General features: G+C 65.1%; 14 protein-coding genes. 6 read left to right on the top strand and 8 right to left on the bottom strand.

What is annotated here, in order from left to right; genetic code table 11:
• Nucleotides 1–18 precede the first annotated feature (18 nt).
• From AB0L63_RS07840 to AB0L63_RS07825, 4 genes are all read left to right on the top strand, one after another.
• A complete protein-coding gene (locus AB0L63_RS07840; RefSeq protein WP_364496244.1) occupies nt 19–1302 on the top strand; it encodes an MFS transporter in 1284 nt (427 codons plus the stop codon).
• Between the two features lie 156 nt (nt 1303–1458).
• Nucleotides 1459–2763 carry a citrate synthase gene (locus tag AB0L63_RS07835; RefSeq protein WP_364496242.1) on the top strand — a complete coding sequence of 435 codons (1305 nt, stop codon included), beginning with the start codon at nt 1459–1461 and terminating at the stop codon, nt 2761–2763.
• A 42-nt stretch (nt 2764–2805) separates the two neighbouring features.
• Nucleotides 2806–3168, top strand: a complete 363-nt coding sequence (locus AB0L63_RS07830; RefSeq protein WP_364496240.1) for an FKBP-type peptidyl-prolyl cis-trans isomerase — start codon at nt 2806–2808, stop codon at nt 3166–3168.
• Nucleotides 3169–3232: 64 nt separating this feature from the next.
• Complete coding sequence (locus AB0L63_RS07825) at nt 3233–3454, top strand: DUF397 domain-containing protein (protein WP_364496238.1); 222 nt, start codon at nt 3233–3235, stop codon at nt 3452–3454.
• A gap of 34 nt (nt 3455–3488) precedes the next feature.
• Here AB0L63_RS07825 and AB0L63_RS07820 read toward each other — a convergent pair whose 3' ends face one another.
• From AB0L63_RS07820 to AB0L63_RS07805, 4 genes are all read right to left on the bottom strand, one after another.
• On the bottom strand, nt 3489–4661 hold the full coding sequence (locus AB0L63_RS07820) for a hypothetical protein (RefSeq protein ID WP_364496236.1): 1173 nt from the start codon (nt 4659–4661) through the stop codon (nt 3489–3491).
• A 140-nt stretch (nt 4662–4801) separates the two neighbouring features.
• Nucleotides 4802–6643 (bottom strand): ATP-binding cassette domain-containing protein, encoded by a 1842-nt coding sequence (locus tag AB0L63_RS07815; protein ID WP_364496234.1) that lies wholly within the window; start codon nt 6641–6643, stop codon nt 4802–4804.
• A gap of 47 nt (nt 6644–6690) precedes the next feature.
• The gene (locus tag AB0L63_RS07810) at nt 6691–7878 is read right to left on the bottom strand and encodes a 3-oxoacyl-[acyl-carrier-protein] synthase III C-terminal domain-containing protein (RefSeq protein ID WP_364496232.1); all 1188 of its coding nucleotides are present in this window, start codon (nt 7876–7878) and stop codon (nt 6691–6693) included.
• A gap of 81 nt (nt 7879–7959) precedes the next feature.
• Nucleotides 7960–9432, bottom strand: coding sequence for a cytochrome b5 domain-containing protein (locus AB0L63_RS07805; RefSeq protein WP_364496229.1), 1473 nt, complete (start codon nt 9430–9432; stop codon nt 7960–7962).
• A 401-nt stretch (nt 9433–9833) separates the two neighbouring features.
• Here AB0L63_RS07805 and AB0L63_RS07800 point away from each other — a divergent pair, with 401 nt between their 5' ends.
• On the top strand, nt 9834–10667 hold the full coding sequence (locus tag AB0L63_RS07800) for an LppX_LprAFG lipoprotein (RefSeq protein WP_364496226.1): 834 nt from the start codon (nt 9834–9836) through the stop codon (nt 10665–10667).
• A 408-nt stretch (nt 10668–11075) separates the two neighbouring features.
• Here the strand turns inward: AB0L63_RS07800 and AB0L63_RS07795 are convergent, their stop codons facing one another.
• The 4 genes from AB0L63_RS07795 to AB0L63_RS07780 all read right to left on the bottom strand — a co-directional run bounded on the left by AB0L63_RS07795 (nt 11076) and on the right by AB0L63_RS07780 (nt 15969).
• On the bottom strand, nt 11076–12464 hold the full coding sequence (locus tag AB0L63_RS07795) for a HAMP domain-containing sensor histidine kinase (RefSeq protein WP_364496223.1): 1389 nt from the start codon (nt 12462–12464) through the stop codon (nt 11076–11078).
• Between the two features lie 7 nt (nt 12465–12471).
• Nucleotides 12472–13188 (bottom strand): response regulator transcription factor, encoded by a 717-nt coding sequence (locus AB0L63_RS07790; RefSeq protein ID WP_364496220.1) that lies wholly within the window; start codon nt 13186–13188, stop codon nt 12472–12474.
• 181 nt (nt 13189–13369) lie between these two features.
• On the bottom strand, nt 13370–13756 hold the full coding sequence (locus AB0L63_RS07785; RefSeq protein ID WP_364496218.1) for a hemophore-related protein: 387 nt from the start codon (nt 13754–13756) through the stop codon (nt 13370–13372).
• Nucleotides 13757–13902: 146 nt separating this feature from the next.
• Nucleotides 13903–15969, bottom strand: coding sequence for an AMP-binding protein (locus AB0L63_RS07780; protein ID WP_364496875.1), 2067 nt, complete (start codon nt 15967–15969; stop codon nt 13903–13905).
• Between the two features lie 347 nt (nt 15970–16316).
• Here AB0L63_RS07780 and AB0L63_RS07775 point away from each other — a divergent pair.
• Nucleotides 16317–19767 (top strand): ATP-binding protein (locus AB0L63_RS07775; protein WP_364496215.1); only part of this gene is annotated, 3451 nt, incomplete at its 3' end.

Below are 19767 nucleotides of genomic sequence, written 5' to 3'. Positions count from 1 at the left end.
CTCATTACGCTGCGGTCGGTGAAACTGCTCGCCGACACCACCCCGCTGCGCTATCCCGATTTCCGACGGTTGTGGACCAGCAACATCGTCACCGTCATCGGTTCGCAATTGGCTGTGGTGGCCGTCCCGCAGCAGATATTCGAGATCACTGGCAGCTCCGGCTATGTCGGTCTGGCGGGGCTGTTCGGCCTGATCCCACTGATCGTGTTCGGTCTGTGGGGCGGTGCGCTGGCCGATGTGATGGACCGGCGCAAGCTCATGCTCATCACCAACTGCGGCACCGGTGTGACCGCGCTCGCCTTCTGGGTGCAGGCCGCGGCCGGACTCGACAACGTCTGGATCGTGCTCGGCCTGTTCGCCGTGCAGCAGGCGTTCTTCGCGGTGAATCAGCCGACCCGCAACGCCGCCATTCCGCGGCTGCTGCCTACCGAACATCTGGCCGCGGCCAGCGCGCTCAGCATGACCGTGCAGCAGACCGGCGCCATTGCCGGACCGGTGCTCGCGGGCGTGCTGATCCCCGTTGTCGGCCTGTCGACCCTGTATCTGATCGACGCGATCGCGCTGCTCGCCACCATCTGGGCGGTGTGGCGGCTGCCCGCGATCGCGCCGACCGGCACCGCGCGCAAGGCCGGATTCCGCACCGTCCTGGACGGTTTCGCCTATCTGGCGACACAGCGCGTCCTGCTCGCCTCGTTCGTGGTCGATGTGATCGCCATGGTCTTCGGTATGCCGCGCGCCCTCTATCCGCAGATCGCGCACGAGACCTTCGGTGACCCGGCCAGCGGCGGCGTCGCGCTCGGTCTACTGTTCGCGTCCATGTCGGTCGGCGCCGTGCTCGGCGGGGTGTTCTCCGGCTGGATCTCGCACGTACGCCGCCAAGGTCTGGCGGTGGTGGTCTGCATCGCGCTCTGGGGACTGGCCATGGTCGGCTTCGGCATCGCCGTCGGCTGGAGCGGTCACGGCCTCGGTATCGGGCCCGGTCTGTGGATCGCGTTGGCCTGCTCGGCCTTCGGCGGCGCGGTCGATATGGTCTCGGCCGCGCTGCGCATCGCCATGCTGCAGACCGTCACCACCGACGAGATGCGCGGTCGCCTGCAAGGGGTGTTCATCGTGATCGTCGCGGGTGGGCCGCGCATCGGTGATGTTGCCCACGGTTTCGCCGCGGCGGGCCTGGGTACCGCGGTCGCCGCGGCGGGCGGCGGTGTGCTCGTCGTTATCGGGGTGGTCCTGGCTGCGCTGGTGTTCCCGGCCTTTGTGCGCTATCGCGTCGCCGGTTCGCACTCGATGCCGGTGTCGGGATGAGTAGCAAACCACACCGGTCGCGAAGTTGTTTGTGAGCCCGGCCGCTGGGCACCCTCGTTCTCGGGCCGCGCGAGCAGCGACTAGCGTCTAGATGAGTGCACCGTCGTGCCAACCGCACCCCGATGCCGACGGTCCTAGCCTGAGAGGGATCCTTCCGTGCCCGAAAAAGACCACATCAACGACGCCAAGCCGGTTCTGAGCTACCCCGGCGGCGAATACGCCATGACGATCGCCCAAGCCCAAGAAGGCAATGACGGCATCGACCTCGGCAAAATGCTGGCCAGCACCGGGTATGTGACGTACGACCCCGGATTCATGAACACCGCGCCGACCAAGTCGGCGATCACCTACATCGACGGCGAAGCGGGCATCCTGCGCTACCGCGGCTACCCGATCGACCAGCTCGCGGAATCCTCGACCTTCATCGAGGTCAGCTACCTGCTGATCTACGGCGAGCTGCCGACCCAGGCGCAGCTGGACGATTTCACCGACCGGATTCGCCGCCACACCCTGCTGCACGAGGACCTCAAGCGGTTCTTCGACGGCTTCCCGCGCAACGCGCACCCGATGCCGGTGCTGTCGTCGGCGGTGAACGCGCTGTCGGCGTACTACCAGGATTCGCTGGACCCGAAGGATCCCGAACAGGTCGAGCTATCGACCATCCGACTATTGGCGAAGCTGCCCACCATCGCGGCCTACTCGTACAAGAAGTCGGTCGGCCAGCCCTTCCTCTACCCGGACAACTCGCTGAGCCTGGTGGAGAACTTCCTGCGGATGACCTTCGGCTTCCCGGCCGAACCCTACGAGGTCGATCCGGAGATCGCCGCCGCGCTCGACATGCTGCTGATCCTGCACGCCGACCACGAGCAGAACTGCTCCACCTCGACTGTGCGCCTGGTCGGTTCCTCCGACGCGAACCTGTTCACCTCCGTCTCCGGTGGTATCAACGCGCTGTGGGGCCCGCTGCACGGCGGCGCCAACCAGGCCGTGCTGGAGATGCTGGACGGTATCAAGGCCCAGGGCAGCAATGTCAAGGACTTCATCCGCAAGGTCAAGAACAAGGAAGACGGCGTGAAGCTCATGGGCTTCGGGCACCGTGTCTACCGCAACTACGACCCGCGCGCCTCGATCGCCAAGAAGCATGCCGACGCGATTCTGTCCAAGCTCGGCGGTGACGACGAATTGTTCGATATCGCAAAGGCTCTCGAAGAGGCCGCGCTTACCGACGAGTACTTCATTTCGCGCCAGCTGTACCCGAATGTCGACTTCTATACCGGTGTCATCTACAAGGCGATGGGCTTCCCGACCCGCATGTTCACCGTGCTGTTCGCGATGGGCCGGCTGCCGGGCTGGATCGCGCACTGGCGGGAAATGCACAGCGAGCCTTTGAAGATCGGCCGTCCGCGCCAGATCTACACCGGTTCCGGTCACCGCGACTACCACGAGATCAACAGCCGCTAATTTCCAACCGATTCACCATCACCTATCAGAGGGGATAGCCGAATGACCAAGCCGGAGATCGAATTCCAGGCGGGCCCAGCTCCCACCGAGCTGGTTATCAAAGACATCGTCGAGGGCCAGGGCGCCGAGGCCGTGCCCGGCGGTACCGTCGAGGTGCACTATGTCGGTGTGGAATTCGAGTCCGGTGAGGAATTCGACTCCTCCTGGAGCCGTGGCGAATCCGTCAAGTTCCCGCTGCGCGGCCTGATCCAGGGCTGGCAGGACGGTATCCCCGGTATGAAGGTCGGCGGCCGCCGCCAACTGACCATCCCGCCGCAGCTCGCCTACGGCCCCGCCGGCGCCGGTCACCACCTCTCCGGGAAGACCCTGGTCTTCGTGATCGATCTGATCGACGTCATCAACTGAGCTGAAACCCCTACTGCGGCCCGTGCTCTCGTAAAGCACGGGCCGCAGTCGTTCGCTCAGCCGGTTGCATTCATTCCTGCGGCCGGATCGACAGCTCGTTGGCGATCACAGTGTCCAAGTCGCGTCGGAGCTCGTCGTAGTCGAGTATCGGAGCGTCGAAGTCGCGTTCCTCCAGGAAGGGCACATTGGTGTTCGCGACTCCAAGAATCCGACCGGCTCGGCGCTGGTTTTCACTCTCAGAGCACTGGGGGTTTCGTCGTTTCCGTATCCACCTCAACTTCCGTGAAAGCCCACGCCCACCGCCGTATGGCGCGCTTCTATCAGTTGCGGATTACCTCGACCGGGTCGGTGAGCGCTAATGCGAGCGTGGACTGCTGAGCGCTGCTGCGCTGGGGCAGCGCTGCGACGGCCTTGTCGGTCTGTTTGCTGAGATTGGTCACGATCTGCTGGAGTTGGGTGACGCCGCCGGTGAGTTGGCTTATGGCGCTGGCCAATTGAGCGCCGCCCTGATCAGCGAGCTGAGGCAGACCCTCGGCGAGTTTCGCGCCCTCGGCCAATTGCGCACTGGCGCCGGCCAATCGGTCCACCACGGTGCGCAGCAATGTGCCGAGATCGGTGCTCGGATCCACCGCGCTGCCGACCAAGCCGCCGAGACCGTTCAGCTGGGATCCGGCCTGGCCCGAAACATTCCGTAGCCCTTCGAGTTTGGCGATAATATCGGCAACCCGGGGATCGCCCGCGAAAGGCAGCGCACGCATCAGCGGCAGGATCTGGTCCAGACCGCCGCTCACCGTATTCGCGGTCTGCTGCACCTGGCCGATCGTGACGCCGGTCGAATCCAACGCCGAGGCCAGCTGATTTGCCTGTGCTGCGGCGCCGGAGACGGTCGAGTTCAGCAGTGCGATCGCCGAAGTAAGTTGTGCCGAGCCGTCTTTGGCGTAGGCCAGGAAGCCGAGCATTTGATCCGCGCCCGAGCTGAACTGATCGGCGCCGGCGGCCGCGGCATTCACCCCGGCATTGAGCAGCTGGGTGGTCAACTGCACCGAGGTCATCTGGGTGCGTGCCTGCGCGACCGCCGCCAGGGCGGCATCGACACCGGCCGCGCCGACTCGGTGTGTCACCGTATTCACCGCGCCGTTCACCACATTCGCGTCCGCGCGCTTATGCGTATCCACCGTGACCTTGGCCCGTTTCGGCTGTGCACTCGCCAGTGTGCCCATGGATTCGGTCAGATCGGTGGGCAGGGTGATCACCGCCGCGTAGTCATCCGCGTCGAGTTCACCCGGCTTACCGACGGTCCACTCGTAACCGCCGCCGTCCTGCTGCAGCCCCTGCGCGATGCGCGCACCCGTCGGCCCGGTATCGGCGTTCACGAGTGCGATACCGCCGGGTGCACTGGCTGATCGGGAACAAGCGGTGACGGTGCCACCGAGCGCCCCGGCACTGACAACGGCAACGGCGAGCAGTGCCCAGCGGGCGCGATTTCCAGTCACGACTGCGCCTCGACCGGCAGTGCTGTTTCTTTGATTCCTTCGCTACGCTCAGTCACGCTGCCGACCCTAGAGTTCCGAATTGGCATCGCCGCTTACCGAACTCTGAGAGTTCGGTAAGGGCCGCAGCTGATTTCGTCGGGTCAGGAGAGCTCGGCGCCGGTGCGTTCCGCAGCCCGCTGCGCCGCGACCACCCGGCCGAAATCGAGCTTGACCAGCTGGTCCGCGTGGTGGAAGTAGCGATCGTCATGGGTGATCACGATGACGGTCTTCCCGCGCTGTTTGAGCTCGGTGAGGATTTCCTGATAGAAGACGTCGCGGAACTTGGGCTCCTGGTCGGCGGCCCACTCGTCGAAGACATAGATCTGCCGGTCCTCGAGCAGAGCGGTCAACAGCGCGAGCCGTTTGCGCTGGCCCTGCGACAGATCGATGGTGGACAACCGCCCGTCCTGCACCGTCACCTTGTGCGCGATCTGCAACTGCTCGAGATGGCGGCGCACCACACCGTCGAGTCCGGGCCGATCGAAACCCAGATACTCCTCGAACAGGTGGAAGTCAGTGAAGATCGCCGAGGAGTTCTGCCGGAACCACTCGATGTTCTCGTGGTCGATCGGCTCGCCATTGAGCGACAGCGCGCCGGTCTGCGGCACATACAGTCCCGTGATCAGCTTGGCCAGCGTCGATTTACCGCTGCCGTTACCGCCGACGATGAAGGTGATCTGCCCGGGTTCGAAGACCAGATCCAGCGGGCCGAGTCGAAATCCGGACTCGCCATTGCTCGGCTCCGGTGGCGGGCCCAGTGGCCTCGGCCGTTTGTCGTGTCCGCGGTGGTCGACGAACCGATGGCCGTTGACATCCGGACGCGGCCCGCCGGGACGTGGACCCCGACCTGGCGGATGCGCGCCACGTCCCGGACCACCGGAGCCTGGCGGCGGCCCGCCGGGGCCAGGCGGGAACGGCGGTGGCGGCTCCATCCGGTAGCTGTAGGTGACATTCGTCAGCTCCAGCCGCGCCGCATCGACGGCGGGACGGTCTCTGAACGGCAACCGCTCCTCGTCGTGCATGGTTTCCATGGACAGATTCATCGCCCTGATCTTCGCCAGCGCCACATCACCGCGCAGCAGATCCGGAATGCGGTGCATGAAGTTCTGCATCGGCATCGCCAGGAACGTCGTCACCAGGACGTAGCCGACCATCACATCGCGCGAGAGCTCGAGCGGCGCGACGAGTACGAACAGGATAAGTGCCATGGTGCCGAGCTGCAGCGCTTGGCCGAATCCCTGTGCCACCGAGAATTTGGATCCGGCATCGACATTCTGCGCACGCAGCGTCGCGGCCGAACCTAGCAGATGCCGCTGCATGAAATCCCGGCGCCGCCCCCGATGCAGCTTCAACTCTTTGATGCCGAGCGTCACGGCCTGGTACGACCGCAGCAGCGCGTCCTCGTTCTCCCGCGCCTCGCGATAGATATTGCGCACCCGTCCGAGAATCAGCTCGACACAGCCGATTCCGAGCAGTGTGCCCGCCACGGTCACCGCGAACAGCGGACCCGACACCACGAGCAGGAAGGCGAAGCAACCGACAATGGTGGCCACGTCGACGCAGATGCTCGGAATGGCGGTTACCGCCTGCGAGAGCGAGCGCACATCCTCGGTCAGGGTGGCCATCAGGCGGTGCATGCCGAGCCGTTCCAGATGCTCGAGCGGCGCCGAAACGATTCCGGAACTCAGATCCGCGCGCAGCCGGTAGATCGCCTCTTGGGCAAGGCGAACCAACAGTACCTGCGACACCACGCCACTGACCACAATGACCAGCGCCGTGAGGGCGAAGCTCTGGATATTGATGTGCGGATGCGGTTCCGGCGACACCACGCCCCTGATGAGGGTCACCAGATAGGTATTGGCCGCACCGCAGATGAGGCCCGCGACAATGACGGTCGCGATCCGCATCCAGGAGATCGAGATGAGGAATCGGATGAGTTGCATGGTTGTTGCGCTCCCCCAACGGGCGAATTCGGCTGAGGCAGGTGCTCTTACCGGCGAATGATGTCGAAGATCATGCCTTCGAGGGTGACTCCCGGCGCGAAGGAAAACGCCACACCGGTCGAGATCGGCTGCGCCGCAGCCTGCTGAATCATTTGTTCCAGCACAAAAATGAGCGACACGCTCAGCATATTGCCGAACCGGGCCAGCACATCCCAGCTCAGCGCCGCGCGCTCCGGCGCGATTCCGAGCGAATGCACGGACTCCTCGATGATCTTCGGCCCGCCCGGGTGGATCGCCCACAGATCGACATCGGCCTTCTGCAATCCATTACGGCGCAAGACCTCGGTGACTACGGGATCGACCCCGGTATAGATGTACTTGGGCAGATTCTCCGACAGCTCGCAGGTAATGCCGTTCTGGTTGACACCGAGCACGATGCCGTCCTCGGCACCGTCGAAGAGTTGGCTGAAGCTGTCCCGGATCACCACCTTGCCCGGCGCCAGCGGCTGCTGGACCTGACTGGCGCCGATGACCAGCGCACCGCAGCCGTCACCGAACAGGCTGTGGATGATCACATCGTTGATATTGTCGTCGAAGACGGCGTTCACCGAGCTCAGCTCGATGCAGACGAGCATCGCCTTCTTATCCGGATGCGCCCGAACATAATCCACGGCGGTCCGAATGCCGTTCATCGCGGCCGCGCAACCCATGAAGTTCACCACGACTCGACCGACCGATGGCGACAGGCCGAGCTGCTTCACGACCGCGACATCCACGCCCGGCGCGATGAAACCGGTGCTGGTCACGAAGATCAGCAAGCCGATCTCCGCCGCCGCGTCCTCGATACCGGCGAGGGCGCGGCCAGCGACATCGACGGCCAGCGGCACCGCATGGCGGTAGAACAGATTCATCCGGTCCCGGATCGTGCCGCGCTCCTGTCCGAACCGCAGGAACTCGGGATCCAGCGGATCGACCACCAGCCGGCGGCTGTCGATCTTCGTCTTCTGGTAGATGCGCGAAATCCGTTCCCGCTGTTGCGGATCGGTGAACAGCTCGGCTACCCGATCGGCGGCGTCGGCCTGGTCGACGAGTCGACCCGGCGCACCGGTCGCGATGCTCTCGATCACACCGACCGTGGTCGGCGGCGCGGGCGGCAGACCGTGCTGCACGAGGCCGTGGCCGTGCTCGTCCCCATGACGAGTCGCCGACGTTCCCTCATCGATAGTGATTGACACGAAATTCTCCCCGTTCTTGTGAAAAATGATCATCGGCGCCGCCTTGTCCAGCGGTTCGATCGGTCGATCTCCGGAATCGGTTCAGACCGTGCCGATTCCGGTGAATCCCTGCACCGTGTAGATCGCACAGGTTTTCAGCGCCCCGGGCGAGCAATGCTCGCGGATGAAGCCCCAATTACGTTCCTCGGCTTCACGCGACGGCGACAAGAGGTAGGTGCGGCAGAGTTTCGGGAACCGATCGGTGAAGAAACTCTTCGCCGGCAGCCACTCGACACCGAATTTCTCGGACTCCTCGCGCAATACATCCTCGGTGGCGATATTGGCGAAACCGCTGCGCTGGAACGGCAGAACGTGATGGACGCGATGTGAACTCAAACCGGCCGCGAGAAAGCAGTCGATATATCGATTTCCGATCACCTTCAGATCGTAGGCTTGTTCCACCTGATTGACGGCCCAGTCCTCGGTATCGGCGGCGGGGAGTTCCTCGGTCTCCACCTCGAAATCATGGCTCGCGACGACCAGGAAGGTACTGATCCACAGCGTCACCACGAATTGCAGTGCCCAGGCCCAGAAGTCGCCCGCCAGCGTGAATACCACCAACTCGCCGAGCAGTAGCGCGCGGACGCCGAACGAACCGATGAAGTGCGGCAGCGCACCACCCCAGGTTCCGTACATATCCTTGATGCCGACTTTGCGGGTGAGGCGGCAGACATCGAGGAGTCGAATGGTCATGCCGGTTACCGTGTGCCCGAATTTGTGGAGGGTGTGAATCGGCACCCGATACAGCCGGGGCACCCGCATCATCATGGTGAAGACGTTCTTCTTGATATCGACTTCACTCTGGGTATGCGGGTGGTGCAGCAGCGCATGCCCGTCCGCGGTGACGAAAGCCAGTGCGACGTAATTGAAATCGAAGGTATTCGTATAGATCTTGTTGAGACCCTTTTGCGCGCGATGGATCGCGTAATGGCCGAATCCGGCCAGTGAGCTGCGCAGCAGCACCATGAGGACGACGAAGACGGGCAGCGGCATCCAGCTACGGTCGAACAGGCGCAACCCCTGCACCGCGAAGTACGCGACGGCCAGCACCGCGACCACGATGTTGAAGATCGTGTCCATGCGCTGCAATCGCGCGGCCAGCTCCGGCTCTTTCAGCCGCGCCTTGACCTTGTGCAGCAGATCGTCTTTATTGTCGAATCGGTACTTCGGTGTGTCCTGCCAGCTGTCGAAACCCTCTTTGAAGAGGAAGTCGGGTGCATTCGCCTTAGGATGGATGTCCTCTGGTAATGCGTTGCGCCCCAACGCATACCGCTCGAGCATTCGCCCAATCCGCTCCGGATCGCGGTGATAGGAACCGATGATGGAGGTGATATCGCGATTTTTCGTTCGCCCGATGAAGAACTCGCCGCCGGGATGCTTGGAGATCCAGTCGCTCAGATCGTAGGCTTTTCCGTTGTAAACCCACACATTTGAGAGTTGCGGGCTACCGCCGGGCGGCGGGCCGGGCGGTCTACGGAAGTCCCGCTCCTCCGCTTCCGGCTGGCTGTTCGTCATCACATTCCTCCGTGTCTGATCCGCGTTTCGGTGGCCGTTGTCGGCCCCGGGGTTATGGCATGTATCGCGAACAGGCACGAGGACACTTCATCCGGCGAACCGGATGTCCCCCCAAAGTCACACACACCGTCTGAGGCTTCGGTACCGCATGATGCTTCCAGCGCCTTACATCTCACTAAACAAACCCTTAACCCGGTAACTTTCGCGTCGGATTCCCCCCGAACTCTGCGAGAAGACCGAACCAAGGGTAACGTCGGCACCCGCGGCATGCGCGGCTCGCCTCGACTTCACATTGCGACCCGGGTCGAATCAACCTGCGAGACAGGCTAATCTGGCGGGCGAAATGCTGCACTACATCAACCCGGTCGTACCCGACCTCGCACTCTTCTGGGGGCAGAACATTGAGTGATCTGACAGCGCGAGCACGCACCTCGCACCGAATCCGACTCCGCCGACCGGGACTCGTGCCCGCCGTGGTCACGGCGTCGATGTTCGCTGCACTGGTAACGGGCTGCGGCTCCAGCTCCGATTCGAAGACCACCTCGTCCGCGCCGCCCTCGGGTCAGCTGCCCGATGCCGCGCAGATCGTGCAGGAGTCCGCAAGGACCACCCAGACCCTGCAGGCCGTGCACCTGAATCTGAAGGTGGACAATCTCACCAACCTCCCGGTCGAGACCGTCTCGGCCGATGTGACCAACCAGCCGAAGGGCGCCGGTCAGGCGATCGGCGAGGCGAAGGTCCGGACCAAGCCCGAGGCCGACTTCATCCAGGCCAAGTTCCTGGTCGTCGACAAGGAAATGTACGCGCAGACCGGTGGCTCCTCCGCCTACGCCAAAATCGGTGCGGCGGAACAGATCTACGACCCTGGTGTCATCCTCGACAAGGACAAGGGTCTGGCCAACCTCATCGCCCAGGTGAAGAACCCGAAGGTGGAGGGCCGGGAGAAGGTCGACGGGACCAACACCGTCAAGCTGACCGGAACCATCGACTCCACGGTCATCGACCCCATCGTGCCCAAGTCGGGTGACCCGGCCGGCACGTTCCCGATCACCTTGTGGATCGCGGATGTCGCGCCGCCGTCGGGGGGTTCGGCATCGGAGCTGCCGTCAACGGCCGCGTCGCCCGGCACCGGCCCGAACCTGGTTCAGGCTGTCATCAAGCGCGACCCGGGCACCATCAAGGTGACGCTGTCGGCATGGGGTAAGCCGGTCAAGGTCACCGCACCGCCGAAGTAGGCATAAATACCGCGAACCGGTCCGGGAATGCATGACGATGGCAGCAGCCGTCATCGCACTCCCGGACCGGTTTTCGCGTTCCCGACGGTGGTTGGGCGTTCCGGAAGATCCAGTACGAGGCGTACATCGCCCGACTCCGCTACCCTCGCCTTCGAGGGCTACAACGAACTCGACTCCCTCATCGCGCTCGGCGTTCTCAACCGGGATCGCCCGCCTGGAAAGTATCGAAGCGGCCGAAAGCGCTCTGCACTACGTTGCTCCGGTCGGCGAGAAGCAAGACTACGTGGCACGTGCGATGCGCGATATCAGCCCATACCTGCACCAGGAACTGGCCTCTGTGTCGGCTGACCGGTCTCGTATGCATCATCAGCTTGGTGCGACGCGAGCGGGAACGGCAGGTTTCGCATCTCAGGTGGTGGTTCGGCGTTCTGGAAGATCGAGTACCAAGCGCACGCCGCCGAGCGGACTTTCGTCGAAATAGGCTCGGCCGCCGTGTAATTGGGCCTGCTGGGCGACCAGGGCGAGGCCGAGGCCGGAGCCGCCCTTGCTGGCCTGGCTGCCGCGGAAGAAGCGTTCGAAGACGGCGGTGCGTTCTTCGACGGGGATGCCGCGGCCATTGTCGTCGACGGTGATCAGTATGTGTCCGCTCGGGATTCGGTGGGCCGCGACGACGGCTTCGGTGGCGCGGCCGTGTTTGACGGAGTTCGCCAGCGCGTTGTCGATCGCGAGGCGCAGTCCGGCGGGTAGGCCGCGGGTGATCAGTTCGGCATCGGTATCGATGCGGACGGTCATGCCAGGGAAGTGGCGCATGGCATCGTGGGCGGCTTGATCGCACAGATCGCCGACATCGGTGTCGACGTGATCGCGTTCGTGGGTGAGGTCGCCCGAGGCGAGACGTTCCAGTGCGGTCAAGGTGGTTTCCACGCGCCCCTGGCTGCGTTGCACGTCGGCCAGGATTTCGGCGCGCTGGGCCTCGTCCAGGTCGAGGGTGCGCAGCACCTCGAGATCGGTGCGCATGGCGGTGAGCGGGGTGCGCAGTTCGTGGGCGGAGACGGCGGCGAAATCGCGTGCGGTCTCCAGTGCGGCGGCGGTTTCGGTCTGTGCCTGATCAACCCGCTGCAGTAGGGTGTTCACCGCTTCGGCGAGTTTTTCCGCCTCCCGGACCCCGGAGCCGTCGACCGGCGGCTGTGGATTGTCCGGATCGCGGTAGCCGCTGCGCGCGCCGACCTGTCGGGTGAGATCGACTATCGGGCGCACGGCGCGGCCCGCGAGCAACCAGCCGAGTGCGGCGGCGGTGGCGATCGCCAGTCCGGCCCAGGCGAGGACCAAGCGCTGTTGCTCGGCGGTGGTGCGAGCTGCCTCGGCAGCCGGAATGCCAAGGGAGACAACGCGTCCCGCAGGTTGGTTCTCGGTGGTGGTGAGCACGCGGAACGGGGTGCCGTTCACGGTGACGGTATGCGATCCGATCGGCTGTTCGGGCAGGCGAATGGGTGTGCTCGCGACGATCGTGTTGTTGTCGCGGACCGTCACCGCCATGTCGTAGGTTGGACCGACAAGCCCCAACACGCCGACCGCGAGCACCGAATCGATCAGCACCAATCGGGAGGCGATGGTCAATTGCTGGTCGGTCTGAGCCAGGTTGTTGCGCTCGATGGCCTGTGCGGAGATCCCGCCGATGAGCGTGACGATGATGATCGCGCCGACCGCGGCCGCAGCGGCCACCCGGGTGCGCAGCGAGAATGTCCGCCGCCGCCGTTTGCTGGCAGCGGTTGTGTCGGAAGAGGTCTGCGGCGTCATCGCCAACTCACTTGGGTGCTCGCAGCACGAAGCCGACACCGCGGACCGTGTGCAGCAGCCGCGGCGTGCCCTCGACCTCCAGCTTGCGCCGCAGGTATCCGACGAAGACATCGACCACATTCGTGTCGGCGGCGAAGTCGTAGCCCCACACCAATTCCAGGAGCCGCTCCCGGCTCAGCACCACGCCCGCATTGCGGGCCAGGGTGGACAGCAATTCGAATTCGCGCTTGGTGAGCTCGATTTCGCGGCCGTCCAGCAATGCGCGGTAGCCGGCGACATCGACCTGCAGCGAGCCGACCGCAATCGCGCCCGGTGTGGCGGGGGCGGAGATGTCCGAGCGACGCCGCAGCAGCGCCTTGATCCGCGCCACCAATTCGGCGAGGACGAACGGCTTGGTCAGATAGTCGTCGGCGCCGGACTCCAGTCCGGAGATCCGGTCGTCGACCGAGGCGCGAGCGCTGAGCACACAGATAGGGACTTCATTGCCCAAGGCGCGCAGTGCCGTCACCACGCCCGCACCATCGAGTACCGGCATATTCATATCGAGCACCACCGCGTCGGGGGCCTGCTCGGTCACGCTGCGCAGTGCTTCGGCGCCGTCGCGCGCGACCCGCACCTGGAAGCCGGACAGGCGCAGGCCGCGCTCGACCGACGCGAGCACGTCCTCGTCATCGTCGACGACAAGGACGGTCGGGTTCGCGCTCCGCTCGGTCACATCACTCATTGTGCGCTCCCCCGCCTCCCCGGACCTGCAGGCCATACCAGCGGGTGCCGCCATGTTCTCGTACAGGTCCTGCGTTGTGTGCCTCAGTAATTTCGGGCGCACCCGGCGAGTTACCCATGTTCTTGCGAGACCAGTCGGCCAGCGGGCATCCGGAAAGTCGCCTCGGAGTGTCGGGTGGCTGTCAGTAGCTGTGGCAGGTTTCGGCCACGGTGCGGATGGTCTCGGCCAGGCCGGCGGAACGCGGGTCGTTCTCGTTGTCCTTGGCGGCGCCTGGGTTTTCGTCGATGGCGGCCTGGAGTTCCGCACGACGCTGCTCGACCGGCTGGTCGAACTTGCGCTGCAGTTCGGCCTTCTGGGTCGGGTTCGCATCGAGCATTGCCGCCAGCTGTGGCGCCTTGGCGTGTAGCGCCGCGTCGACCTGAGCGAAGCTGCAGTCGGAGTTCAGCAGCGGCTCGGCCAGTGTCATCGGATCCGCGGCCGCAATGGCCGGGGAAAGCAACACGGCCACGCTGGCCATCGCGCCCGCGGCGAGAGCGGCGGCGGCCGGGCGACTGTGGAAGAGCTTCATGTGTATGCCTCCAGATTGTCGAGAGGTGCTGCGTGTTCGATTGGTGCTGTGCGTCCAGCGCTCTAGACGCTATTGCCCAGCACTGGCACCGGTGTGAACTATCCCTGAGGATTCTCTGAGGAGTGAAACGAAAAGCGATCGCAAAGCTATGGCGGCACAATCGGATCGCCGTTGGGCGCAACAACTTCCGGGCCGGGATCCTGCGGGCGGCCGGCCCGGATCTGTACCTCCAGTGCGGCGAGCACCGAGGCATCTTCGATGGTGGACGGCACCTCGTAGGTATCGCCCGCGGTGATCTGCCGCATCGTCTTGCGCAGGATCTTGCCCGATCTGGTCTTGGGCAGTGCGGAGACGACGACGGCGTCGTGCAGTGTGGCGATCGCGCCGATCTGCTCGCGCACCCGGGCGATCAGTTCGTCGCGCAGCCGGTTCGGATCGATCTCGACACCGGATTTGAGCACTACGTAGGCGATCGGCCGCTGGCCCTTGAGTTCGTCGGGCAGCCCGATCACCGCGCATTCGGCGATGGCCTCGTGTCCGGCGATGGCGGCCTCGATGCTGCCCGCCGACAGTCGGTGCCCGGCCATATTGATCACATCGTCGCTGCGGCCGAGTACGTAGAGGTACCCGTCGTCATCGAAGTATCCGGAGTCGCCTGTGACGCAGTGGCCGGGAAACGCCGACATATACGAGCGTTGGAAGCGGTCCTCGTCCCGCCATAGGCCGGTCAGTGTGCCCGGTGGTAGTGGCAGGCCGATGACGATATTGCCCTCGGTGCCCGGTGCGACCGGATTGCCCTCGGCATCGAGTACCCGCAGGCGGTAGCCGGGCACTGGCACCGATGCCGAACCCGCCTTGATCGGAAGTTGCTGCAGGCCGAGCAGATTCGCGCAGATCGGCCAGCCGGTCTCGGTCTGCCACCAGTGATCGACCAGCGGGCAGTCGGGCCGATCAGCGAGCAGTGTCGCGGTAGCCCATTCGTAGGTGGCGGGATCCAGGCGCTCACCGGCGCAGAACAGCGCGCGCAGCGAGGATAGGTCGTAGGTGTGGGCGAGTGCGGCTTCTGGATCGGCCTTGCGGATGGCGCGCAGCGCAGTCGGGGCGGTGAACAGCACCCGCACGTTGTGCTCGGCGACCACCCGCCAGTACGCGCCGGCATCCGGCGTACCGACTGGTTTGCCTTCGTAGAGCAGCGTTGTCGCGCCGACGAGCAGTGGCGCGTAGACGATGTACGAATGTCCGACGACCCAGCCGACATCCGAGGCGGCCCACATCACCTGGCCCGGCCCGACGTCGTAGATATTGCGCATGGACCAGGACAGCGCGACCGCGTGTCCGCCATTGTCGCGGACCACTCCCTTGGGCTTCCCGGTGGTGCCGGAGGTGTAGAGGATATAGAGCGGATCGGTCGCGGCGACCGGAACTGGATCGGCGGGTTGCGCATCGCGAATGGCGTCTTCCCAATCGAGCCATTGAGCAGCGACGGTCTCGGTGGAACTCGGAAGTGATTCGGTGGCGGGCTGCGGCGGCGGGAAGTGGATGGTCGGAAATTGCGGCCGCTGCTTGACGATTACGTGCCGCGGCGCGCTCGTCTCGGCCAGATCCAAGGCTTGCAACACGATCGACGGGTATTCGATCGTACGGCCCGGTTCGAGACCGCCCGAGGCGGTGATGATCAACACAGGTTCGGCATCATCGATGCGGGCGGCGAGTTCGGGTGCGGCGAAGCCACCGAAGACCACCGAATGCACCGCGCCGATGCGGGCGCAGGCCAGCATGGCGATCACCGCCTCGGGGATCATGGGCAGGTAGATGATCACGCGGTCACCCATGCCGACACCCAAACGCGCCATCGCACCGGCGAACTCTGCAACCTTCGCCAGAAGTTCGGCGTAGGTGAAAACGACTCTGGCACCGGTCATAGCGGAGTCGTATATTAGTGCGGGCTGATCGGCTCGGCTCGGCTCGTCCGCAGTGTCGCTGCCGTGCACATGCCGGTCGAGGGCGTTGAAGGAGGTATTGAGGCGAGCGTCCGGAAACCACCTGGCCATCGAGCGAGCAGTGGTGTCGACGATCTGAGTCGGCGGGGTCACCCAGTCGATCGCCTCGGCAGCCTCGGCCCAGAACTCGGCGGGGTCGACCAAGCTGGTCTGATAGACCGGCCGGTACGCCTGATTCTCCGGCCCACCCGTCGCCCTGCCACCACCCCCCACGGAATCGCTACGCGATGCTGTACCCAAAACTTGTGACTCCCTAGCCTTGCCTCGATGCCCGCCTCGATAGATCAGCACGATTGTGGCAGACTTCACGCGACGCCCGGGTGGGTGCCGCGACCTTTGGTTTTGCCAATTATCGGCAGGTCAAGGCCCGTAGCAACACTCAACGTCACCCAAGCTGTTATTGATCCGTTAGAATCTGATGTCACTTATTTGGGCCGTCGTAGACGCAATTTCTCGGCCAGCCGCAGTTCCTCGGCCAGCTCTGCCTGTCGAGCCAGCATGCGATTGTCTAGGTTCGCTGATGGCACGTGGTTGGGGCCAGTTTGGAAAGTGAGTGGGAGATGCGTGACGCCGCAAGGTCCGGCAGCAAACGCTGGGCGCTCGGCAACTGGGACCTGCGCTGGAAGGTTACGGCGGTCCTGGCCGTTCCGCTGGCAGTCGCTGTTGGGCTCGGCGTGTCCAGGATTACCGCCGAGTTCGCCGACGCGAACCGACTGGACAGTGCCGCCAAGAACATCGAGGCAATCCCGGTCGTCTCCGCGCTGAGTGCGCAGACGGCGACAACCGCCGGTTCGCAGATGATTTCGATCATGCCGAATGTGTCGATCGTGTCCGACAAGAACCTGGCGGACCTCGACAAGGTGATCGCCGATGCGGAGAAGTCGGTCGGCAAGCTCAACGGTGTTGCCGGCGCGCGCGCGTCGATGGACAGCATGATCACCCAGGCCAAGGCAGTCCGCGCCCAGGGCAAGAACGTCTCTACGCAGACACCTGCCGAGATCATCGGAATGATCGACAAGGTGCGCAATGACAGTGTGCATATCGTCGAGACCACGGTCGGCCAGGTCAGCGACCAGGCCATCGAACAGGCGAAGCTGCGGCTGGTCGACTCGCTGAACACCCGTGCCGCGCTGGTCGGTGAGGTCGCCGCATTCCCTGAGGTGCTGCGCGGTTCGGCGGCGGGCGTGCAGAGCGCGATCACCGCGGCCAATACCGAGCGGGCGATGCTCAACGTGCTCGCGCACCGCTTTTCCGATGGCGATACCTCGATCGCCGATCTGCGGGCCGGTATCGATACCCGGATCTCGCTGCTGACCAGCCCGGAGGCGCAGTCCGGCAAGATCCCGGTGGGTGATCTGAAGAACTCGCTGACCGGCAGCCTCGATGTTTACGAGCGTGTGGTCAACAAGTCCACCAAGGACATCGACTCGGCGATGAGTTCGCTGGTGTCCAAGGCCAGTACCGGCGCGTGGACCTACACCGCGGTCGTCATCATGACCATTCTTGCCGCGCTGTTGCTCGCGGTCTTCGTGGCGCGCTCGATGATCGTGCCGCTACACCGGCTGCGGCTTGCCGCGCTGCGCGTGGCCGAGAGCGATCTGCCGCATGAGGTCGCCAAGCTGCGTAACGGCGCGTCCCCCGAGGATGTGCCGCTGGAGCCGATGCCGATCCGCAGCCATGAGGAAATCGGTCAGCTGGCCCGCGCTGTCGACGATATCCACGGCCAGGCCCTGCGTTTGGCCAGCGACCAGGCGCAGATGCGTGCCCAGGTCAACGACATGTTCGAAACCCTGGCCCGGCGCTCCAAGTCGCTCGTCGACCATCAGCTCAGTTTGATCGAGGCGATGGAGTACGACGAGAAGGATCCGCGCCTGCTGGAAAACCTGTTCCGGCTGGACCATCTCGCGGCTCGTATGCGCCGTAACGGTGACAACCTGCTCATTCTCGCCGGTACCCGGCAGCGGCGCAGCAAGTCCGCGCCGGTCGAGATCGCGGACGTGCTGCGTGCGGCGATCTCCGAGGTCGAGGACTACGAACGCGTCAAGCTCGGTGCGACACCGCGTGGTTCGCTGGTCGAGCCCGCCGCCTCGGATATGGCGCATCTGTTCGCCGAGTTGTTGGACAACGCGCTGCGCGCGTCGCCGCCGGAGACCGACGTGAAGTTCACCTTCGCGCAGGGACATGACCAGGTCATGCTCATCGAGGTCGCGGACCGCGGCATCGGTATGCCGCCCAACGAAATGGCCGATATCAACCGACGGCTCGAGCAGGCCGCCGAACCGGGTCCGGATACCGCGCGCCACATGGGTCTTTTCGTGGTCGGCCGATTGGCCGAGCGGCACGGGCTCACCGTGCGCCTGCGCCCGACTTTCGATACCGCGCGGGATCCCGGCGTGACGGTCACCGTGCACGTTCCGATGAGTCTGATCGTGCTCGGACAGGGCCAGAGCACCGCGATGCCGCAGGCGGCGCCGCAGGTCGCCACGGCCGGTCCGCAGCGGCCTTCAAGTGCGGCGGCGATGCAGACGCGCGCGATCACCAGGACGCCGGGTGGCAATGTCATGGTCACCGTCGATCCCGGTGTGAGCGGGCCGATCCCGACGAGCAGTCCGGCACCGGCCGCGGGCAGTGGTCCGATTCCGACGGCGGGCGGGCTGCCGCAGCGCTCGCCCGGCTCGACCATGGCCTCGGGGGCTTCCGGATTGGCTCAGGACGGGGCGCAATCGAGTCCGACCCTGCGGCCGGCGGCCGGATCGGCGTCGAGTGGTCCGCAGCGCGGCAAGCTCGCCGCGGCGAATCTGCCGCGGCGCAATGTCACTCCGGGCGGTCCGCCGCCGAGTCGGCCGGGTGCCGAGCCAACGGTTTCCGGTGGTGGTCTGCCACCGCGGAATCCGAACTCTGGTGGACTGCCGCAGCGTCAGCCCGGCACGAACGGTGTGCCGCAGCCGGAGGGCGGTCAGCCCAGCGGTGGTCTGCCGCAACGTCAGCCGGGTACCAATGGGGTGCCGCAGCGCGAAGGCACGGGTGGTCTGCCGCAGCGTGCGTCGGGACCGAACGGTCTGCCGCAACGCGAACCGGGTGCCGGTGGCGTGCCGCCGCACGATACCGGTTCGAGCCAGCCGCAGCGTGCTGCGTCGGGTGGGCTGCCGCAGCGTGAGGCCGGTTCGAACGGTCTGCCGCAGCGGGAGCCGGGTGCGACCCCCGGTCTGCCGCAGCGTCAGTCGCCTGCCAATGGCCTGCCGCAGCGGGATTCGGCCTCGAATGGTTTGCCGCAGCGGGAGGCCGGTCTGACGGGTGTCCCGCCGCGGGACACCGGCTCGAGCTTGCCGCAGCGGGAGAGCACGGGCGGTTTGCCGCAGCGTGATCCCTTGGGTGGTTTGCCGCAGCGGGAGAGCACGGGTGGTCTGCCGCAGCGGGAAACGTCGAATGGTCTGCCGCAGCGTGATCCCTTGGGTGGTCTGCCGAAGCGTGATGCTCTGGGTGATCTGCCGCAGCGGGAGAGCACGGGCGGTTTGCCGAAGCGTGATGCTCTGGGGGGTTTGCCGCAGCGGGAGAGCACCGGCGGTTTGCCACAGCGTGATCCTTTGGGTGGTTTGCCGCAGCGGGAGAGCACAGGCGGTTTGCCGAAGCGTGATGCTCTGGGTGATCTGCCGCAGCGGGAGAGCACGGGCGGTTTGCCGAAGCGTGATGCTTTGGGTGATCTGCCACAGCGGGAGAGCACGGGCGGTTTGCCGAAGCGTGATGCTTTGGGTGATCTGCCGCAGCGGGAGAGTACCGGCGGTCTGCCGCAACGGGATTCGGCGTCGAATGGTTTGCCGCAGCGGGAGGCCGGTCTGACGGGTGTCCCGCCGCGGGACACCGGCTCGAGCTTGCCACAGCGTGATGCTCTGGGGGATCTACCGCAGCGGGAGAGCACCGGCGGTCTGCCGCAACGGGATTCGGCGTCGAATGGTTTGCCGCAGCGGGAGGCCGGTCTGACGGGTGTCCCGCCGCGGGACACCGGCTCGAGCT

Source organism: Nocardia sp. NPDC051990 (genome assembly GCF_040680755.1).
Taxonomy (GTDB): Bacteria; Actinomycetota; Actinomycetes; order Mycobacteriales; family Mycobacteriaceae; genus Nocardia.
Note: the sequence above shows the minus strand (reverse complement) of the source record. Positions and strands in the feature narration are given on the sequence as shown.

Coding starts and splice junctions, on each gene's coding strand:
- AB0L63_RS07815 (WP_364496234.1), bottom strand. CDS start 6,643: ATGCAACTCATCCGATTCCTCATCTCGATCTCCTGGATGCGGATCGCG.
- AB0L63_RS07790 (WP_364496220.1), bottom strand. CDS start 13,188: ATGAGTGATGTGACCGAGCGGAGCGCGAACCCGACCGTCCTTGTCGTC.
- AB0L63_RS07795 (WP_364496223.1), bottom strand. CDS start 12,464: ATGACGCCGCAGACCTCTTCCGACACAACCGCTGCCAGCAAACGGCGG.
- AB0L63_RS07805 (WP_364496229.1), bottom strand. CDS start 9,432: ATGACGAACAGCCAGCCGGAAGCGGAGGAGCGGGACTTCCGTAGACCG.
- AB0L63_RS07785 (WP_364496218.1), bottom strand. CDS start 13,756: ATGAAGCTCTTCCACAGTCGCCCGGCCGCCGCCGCTCTCGCCGCGGGC.
- AB0L63_RS07830 (WP_364496240.1), top strand. CDS start 2,806: ATGACCAAGCCGGAGATCGAATTCCAGGCGGGCCCAGCTCCCACCGAG.